The sequence below is a fragment of the Bradyrhizobium denitrificans genome (assembly GCF_013179005.1).
GTDB classification, from domain to species: domain Bacteria; phylum Pseudomonadota; class Alphaproteobacteria; order Rhizobiales; family Xanthobacteraceae; genus Bradyrhizobium; species Bradyrhizobium denitrificans.
In genome coordinates, this window is sequence record NZ_JABFDP010000035.1 from 81,890 (window position 1) to 87,889 (window position 6,000).

Genomic DNA, 6,000 nt, shown 5'->3' on the forward strand with positions numbered 1-6,000 from the left:
AAAAATGCCGGCAGGCCCGGCGAATCACTGGCCGAGCAAAAGCACGCCGATGGTCATGTTACCGCGGCGGGATGAAATAGTCGTCAACACGTTGAGGTCGTTGCTCCGGTGCGGCTCAATGTCCCGCCATCCGGCCTGGTTGGTCTCACCGCGTCATTGCGAGCGCTCGCAAATGACACGGTGAGAGTGATGGACGTCAGGAGCAGCGCGGCAGTTTGCTGGTTTCCTAGTCCCGAAACGCATCGACCCTCGCGCTCAATGCCCCGCCATGTGGCGGCCGATCTCGGTGAGGTCGGCTTCACCAGCGCGGGTCTCGTAGGTGAGCTGGCCGTGGAACATCACGACGAGCCGGTCGGACAGTTCAAGCAGCTCGTCGAGATCCTCGCTCACCAGCAGCACCGCGGCGCCGCGGTTGCGCGCGGCCATGATCTCGGCATGGATCTGCGCCACCGCCGCGAAGTCGAGGCCGAAGCAGGGATTGGCGGCGATCAGCACCTCGACGTCATGGCCGAGCTCGCGCGCCAGCACCGCGCGCTGCACGTTGCCGCCGGACAGCGCCGCGATCGGCGTGTCCGGCGTGCGGGTCTTGATCTTGTAGCGGCCGATCTTGGCGGTGGCGTCCTGGCGGAACGCCGATCTGTTGAGCCACCAGCCACCGCGGGCGAACGGGGCGCGGTCGAATTCGCGCAGTGCGATGTTGTCGGCGACGCTCATGCCGCCGACGCAGGCGTTCTTCAGCGGCTCCTCGGGAAGCAGGGACATCTTGTGGCGGCGCATCTCCTCGCGGCTGGCCGAATAGGCCTCGCCGGAGACCCTGATGGTGCCGCTCTCGGCCTCGCGCTGGCCGGCGAGCACCTCGACCAGCTGGCGCTGGCCGTTGCCGGAGACCCCGGCGATGCCGACGATCTCGCCGGCGCGGACGGTCAGCGACAGGTCATGCACGGCAAGGCCACCGGCATCGTCGCGGGCGACGAGCCTGTCCACTTCGAGCCGAATGGTGCCGGTCTCGCCGGTGCGCGCCGGCTGCACCGTGAGCTGCTCGGCGCCGATCATCATCCGCGCCATGTCATCCGGCGTGAGCTCAGAGACCTTGCCGCGCCCGGCGAGCTTGCCGCGCCGGAGGATCGTGACCTCGTCGGCGAACGCCATCACCTCGCGAAACTTGTGCGTGATCATCAGGATGGTCAGCTCGCCGGCCTCGACCATCTTGCGCAGCATGCCCAGCACCTCGTCGGCCTCGCCTGGCGTCAGCACCGAGGTCGGCTCGTCCAGGATCAAAAAGCGGCGCTTCAGATAGAGCTGCTTGAGGATCTCGCATTTCTGCCGCTCACCGGCCGAGATGTCCGAGACCTTGGCGTCGAGCGGCACGCGGAACGGCATGTGCGACAGGAACGCTTCCAGCGCCTGCTTCTCCTTGGCCCAGTTGACCACCGCCGGCACGTCGTCGCGCGCCAGCACCAGGTTCTCGGCAACCGTCATCGCCGGCACCAGGGTGAAGTGCTGATAGACCATGCCGAGGCCGAGCGCGTGCGCGTCTCGGGGATTGCTGATGGCGCGCTCGCGTTCGGCGATCAGCACGTCGCCTTCGGTCGGGCGATAGTAGCCCATGATGCATTTGACGAGCGTCGACTTGCCGGCGCCGTTCTCGCCGAGCAACGCGTGGAACGAGCCGGGCCTGACCTTCAGCTCGACATTGTCGAGCGCGGTGAACGCGCCGAAGCGCATGGTCATGGCGATGGCCTCGACGCCGAACGCGGAAGATGGCGTCGGATCCTCGCCGATCACGACAGCGCCTCGATGACAGCGGAGGAGGTCGCGACCGCGCCGAACACGCCGCCCTGCATCTTGATCATCTTCAGCGCGTGGTCGTGATTGCCCTTGTCGGTGGCGCCGCAGCAGTCGGACAGCAGCACGCATTCGAAGCCGCGATCATTGGCCTCGCGCATCGTGGTGTGGACGCAGACATCGGTGGTGATGCCGGTGAGCACGATGTTCTGGATGCCCTTGAGGCGCAGGATCAGCTCAAGATCGGTGGCACAGAACGAGCCCTTGCCGGGCTTGTCGATCACGATCTCGCCGGGCAGGGGCGCGAGCTCCGGGATGATCTCCCAGCCCGGCTCGCCGCGCACAAGGATGCGGCCGCACGGGCCGGGATCCCCGATGCCGGCGCCGATCTGCTGCGAACGCCAGCGCTTGTTGGCGGGCAGGTCGGAGAGATCGGTGCGATGGCCCTCGCGGGTGTGGATGATCAGGAAGTTTTGCGCGCGCATCACCGTGAGTAGCTTCTTGATCGGTTCGATCGGCGCCCGCGTGAGCGACAGGTCATAGCCCATCTTGTCGACATAGCCGCCGACACCGCAGAAATCGGTCTGCATGTCGATCACGATCAGCGCGGTGTTTTCAGGGCGGAGGTCGCCGTTGTAGGGCCAGGCATAGGGCTCGGAGCGGATGGTGCGCGCGGTCATTGCGGACCTCTGGAACTAGCGGGTGATGGACAATTCGGCCGGCGCGCCGCTGAGCGTGCGTTTCGGCGAGCAGGTGATGATCATGATGAGCAGCGTCAGGATGTAGGGCGCGGCGTTGAACAGATGATAGCCGGAGGTGACGCCGACCGATTGCAGTGCCGGTCCCAGCGCGGCCGCGCCGCCGAAGGCGAGCGAGGCCCACAGGCACAGCATCGGGTCCCAGCGCGCGAAGATCACCAGCGCGACCGCGGTGATGCCCTGACCGGAGGACAGGCCCTCGTTCCAGCTGCCGGGATAGAACAGCGACAGAAACGAGCCGCCGATGCCGGCGAGGAAGCCGCCGGCCATGGTGGCGCGCAGCCGGATCATCAGCACCGAATGGCCCATCGCCCGCGCCGCATCTGCGCTCTCGCCGGCGGTGCGGATGAGAAGGCCCCAGCGCGTCGTCTTGAACGCCCAGAACAGGATCGGGGCCAGCACCACGCCCAACAAGAACAGCACGTTGATGCGCAGCGCGGCGCGGACCTGTGGCACGTCGCTCCACCAGCCGAAATCGATCGCCGGCAGCCGCGCCGCCGTCGGCTCGATCAGCGGCTTGCCGAGGAAGAACGCCAGCCCGGTGCCGAACAGCATCAGTGAGATGCCGACCGCGACGTCGTTGACGCGCGGCAGCGAGCAGATGCCGGCATGCAGCGCGCCCAACAGCGCGCCGGTCAGGCCGGCGGCGAGCACCCCTAACCACGGCGAGCCCGTGAGATAGGAAATGCCGTAGGCGCTCATTGCGCCCATCACCAAGGTGCCCTCGAGGCCGAGATTGATGCGGCCCGCGCGCTCGGTGATGCATTCGCCGAGACTGACGAACAGGAACGGCGTGGAGACGCGGATGGCGCCGCCGAGCACCGCGAGCGGCACGGTCCAGAGTCCGATATTGCCGTCAGCCATGTCTCACGACTTTCCCTTCAGGAAACCGATGCGGCCGTAGAGCGCGTCGCTCGCCAGTACCGAGATGAAGATGATGCCCTGCAGCACCAGCACCGAGGCGTCGGGCAGGCCGAGCCGGCGCTGCAACAGGCCGCCTGACGCGTTGATGCCGCCGAGCAGGATCGCGACCGGGATGATGGCGAGCGGATTCTGCCGGGCGAGAAACGCGACGAGAATGCCGGTGAAGCCGTAGCCGACCGCGAGATTGGCATTGGTGCGGCCCTGCACGGCGGCGACCTCGACCATGCCGGCGAGCCCGGCGCACGCGCCCGCCAGGAAGCAGACGGTGAGGATCAGCCTGCCGACGGAGAGGCCGACGATCTTGGCGGCGCGGATATTGCCGCCAGCAACGCGGGCGGCGAAGCCGAAGGTGGTGTGATAGATCAGCACATAGGCCGCGACCGCCACGATCAGCCCGAACACGAGGCCCCAATGCACGTCGGTGCCGGGGATGCTGCCGATCATGTTGGCGGCGCCGATCTCCCGCGTCGACGGCTTGTTCAGGCTGGCCGGATCGCGCATCACGCCTTCGACGAGATGGTTGAGGATCGCGAGTGCGATATAGACCAGCAACAGGCTGGAAATGGTCTCGTTGACGCCGCGATATTGGCGCAAGGCTCCTGACAGCAGGATCCACAATCCGCCGCCGGCCATGCCGGCGACCACCATCGCGATCTGCACGACGAGCGGCGGCATCCCCTGCAGCGCCAGCGCCGCCGAGGTCGCCGCGAGCGCGCCGATCAGCAGCGCGCCTTCGCCGCCGATGATCACCATGCCCAATTGCGCGGGCAAAGCGGTGCACAGCGCGGTGAGGATCAAAGGTGCGGCGCGGGTCAGCGTGTTCTGCCAGGAGAACCAGGTGCCGAACGCGCCGTAATACATGTACCAATAGAGGTCGAGCGGGTTCTTGCCGAACAGCGCGACGAAGATGCCGAACAGGACGAGCGCGGCGACAAGTGCCGCGCCCGGAATCAGGATGTACTCGATCTCCGTGCCCCAGCGCTGCAGAAAGCCTGCATCCGCGGCCGGCGCGATGGCGGCCGCATCAACCGGATCGGCCGCCTCCGTGGTCACGACGTCGCTCCGATGACGCCCTCGACCAGATAGTCCATCTTCTCCAGCTCCGGATCCTTCTGGCCGCGCTCGGTGCCCGCGGTGATCACGGTGTTGCCCTTGTTGTCCTTGATCGGGCCCTTGAAGATCGTGTAGCCGTCGCCGAGGAACTTGGCCTTGATCTCGTCGGCATGCTTGCGCGCCTGCTCGGACACCGCCTCGCCATAGGGCGACACCTTGACCAGCTCTTCCTTCAGACCGCCGCGATAGAAGTTCGGAATGCTCTCGCCGGCGGCCAGCATCTTTACGAATTTCGGATACAGCGCCTCCCAATTCCATTCCGCGCCGGTGAGATAGGCCTTGGGCGCCAGCGGCGACTGGTTGACGTGATAGCCGGTGACGAAGGCGCCGCGGCGCGCCGCGTTCTCGACCATCGTCTTCGGACCGTCGACATGGCAGGTCAGCACGTCCACGCCTTGGTCGATCAGGCTGTTGGTGGCCTCGGCTTCCTTGACCGGCATCGACCAGTCGCCGGTGAAGATCACCTGCGTGGTGGCCTTGGGATTGGCGAGCTTCGCGCCAAGCGTGAAGGCGTTGATGTTGCGCAAGACCTGCGGGATCGGCTTGGCGGCGACGAAGCCGAGCTTGCCGCTCTTGCTCGTATAGCCCGCGACGATGCCGGCGATGTATTGCGCCTCGTCGATATAGCCGAAATAGGAACCGGCGTTCTTCGGGTCCTTCTCGCTCCACAGGCCACCGCAATGCTCGAAGCGCAGCTTCGGATATTTGGTGGCCATCTTGATCATGTGCGGATTGTAGTAGCCGAACGAGGTCGGGAAGAGCAGCGTCGCGCCGTCGAGATTGATCATCGACTCCATGGTCTTCTCGACCGCGTCGGTCTCCGGCACCTTCTCCTCTTCAATCACCTTCAGCCCGGGCAGCTTCTTCAGCGCCGCGGCACCTTGCGCATGCGCCTGGTTGTAGCCGTAGTCGTCGCGCGAGCCGACATAGATGAACCCGATTGTCGTCTCGGCGGCGAAGGCCGGCCGCAGGCCTGCGGCTGCGCCGAGCGTCAGCGCCGCGCCACCCTGCAACAGATGCCGTCGTGAAATCCTGCCAAAGTCCATTGCTGTGCTCCCCTCGGCGAGCCCCCGGGCCCGCGCATCTCGGCTTCACCGGCACGGCGGAGCCTCGGTGGGGATCGCAAGCTTCGTGCCAGGGGCAGTCGGATCGGTTGGAGAGCTAAGTCCCTGAAGTGACTTTGCTTTACGATTGCTTGCAATGTGGGCAACGAACACCGCGAGCAAATGTCAGCCTATATTTTAATCAATCAACTTCAATTGTATGCAACGAGTTCAGCTTAGCGAGACCTTCGGAGAGCCAGCCGAGCACTTCGCCGGATGCGGTCGTGAGAACTTGGTCCGGAGCGCCAGACTCTCTGCAGAAATCGACCCTCTCCACGTCATTGCGAGCGCAGTGTTCAGCCCGGGGACATAGCTTA

Annotated in this window: 5 protein-coding genes; all 5 read right to left on the reverse strand. The window is 65.7% G+C overall.

Annotated features, from left to right (window positions below; translation table 11 throughout):
* Positions 1–255: 255 nt before the first annotated feature.
* The 5 genes from HL671_RS31860 to HL671_RS31880 are packed head-to-tail and all read right to left on the reverse strand — an operon-like array spanning position 256 to position 5,626.
* The gene (locus HL671_RS31860) at positions 256–1,731 is read right to left on the reverse strand and encodes an ABC transporter ATP-binding protein (protein ID WP_210264180.1); all 1,476 of its coding nucleotides are present in this window, start codon (positions 1,729–1,731) and stop codon (positions 256–258) included.
* 50 nt (positions 1,732–1,781) lie between these two features.
* Complete coding sequence (gene biuH, locus HL671_RS31865) at positions 1,782–2,465, reverse strand: biuret amidohydrolase (protein WP_012044641.1); 684 nt, start codon at positions 2,463–2,465, stop codon at positions 1,782–1,784.
* Between the two features lie 15 nt (positions 2,466–2,480).
* Positions 2,481–3,407: an ABC transporter permease gene (locus HL671_RS31870; protein WP_012044640.1), complete on the reverse strand. Its 927-nt coding sequence runs from the start codon at positions 3,405–3,407 to the stop codon at positions 2,481–2,483.
* Between the two features lie 3 nt (positions 3,408–3,410).
* Positions 3,411–4,520 (reverse strand): ABC transporter permease, encoded by a 1,110-nt coding sequence (locus HL671_RS31875; protein ID WP_172242015.1) that lies wholly within the window; start codon positions 4,518–4,520, stop codon positions 3,411–3,413.
* Complete coding sequence (locus HL671_RS31880) at positions 4,517–5,626, reverse strand: BMP family ABC transporter substrate-binding protein (RefSeq protein WP_012044638.1); 1,110 nt, start codon at positions 5,624–5,626, stop codon at positions 4,517–4,519. Before HL671_RS31880 ends, HL671_RS31875 begins: the two co-directional genes overlap by 4 nt.
* Positions 5,627–6,000: the final 374 nt, after the last annotated feature.

Bases quoted from the DNA above. Each gene is read 5' to 3' on its own strand.
- HL671_RS31880 (WP_012044638.1), bottom strand. From the start codon at position 5,626: ATGGACTTTGGCAGGATTTCACGACGGCATCTGTTGCAGGGTGGCGCG.
- HL671_RS31870 (WP_012044640.1), bottom strand. From the start codon at position 3,407: ATGGCTGACGGCAATATCGGACTCTGGACCGTGCCGCTCGCGGTGCTC.
- HL671_RS31860 (WP_210264180.1), bottom strand. From the start codon at position 1,731: ATGACCATGCGCTTCGGCGCGTTCACCGCGCTCGACAATGTCGAGCTG.
- biuH (WP_012044641.1), bottom strand. From the start codon at position 2,465: ATGACCGCGCGCACCATCCGCTCCGAGCCCTATGCCTGGCCCTACAAC.